General features: G+C 42.1%; 1 protein-coding gene. It reads left to right on the plus strand.

The window, feature by feature from the left end; all coding sequences use genetic code 11:
• Positions 1 to 233 (plus strand): AMP-binding protein (locus AAEY79_RS16505; protein WP_352289879.1); only part of this gene is annotated, 233 nt, incomplete at both ends.

A 233-nucleotide genomic window follows, 5' to 3' on the forward strand; every position in this document is an offset into this window, starting at 1 on the left:
CGATAATACCTCGCTGATTGATATTTTTGAACAAAGCTTTGCGAAAAATGGCAATAAAACCGCTTTTGTCTGCATGGGCTCAGAGCTAACCTTTCAGGAAGTGGATTTATATAGCCAACAAGTAGCCGCCTATTTGCAGTCATTGGGCTTAGTTAAAGGTGATAAAGTCGCGGTCATGATGCCTAATATGTTGCAATTGCCTGTGACCATTATTGGTGTACTGTGTGCTGGCT

The organism is Psychrobacter sp. GW64-MNA-CIBAN-0177 (genome assembly GCF_040309585.1).
Lineage (GTDB): Bacteria > Pseudomonadota > Gammaproteobacteria > Pseudomonadales > Moraxellaceae > Psychrobacter > Psychrobacter okhotskensis.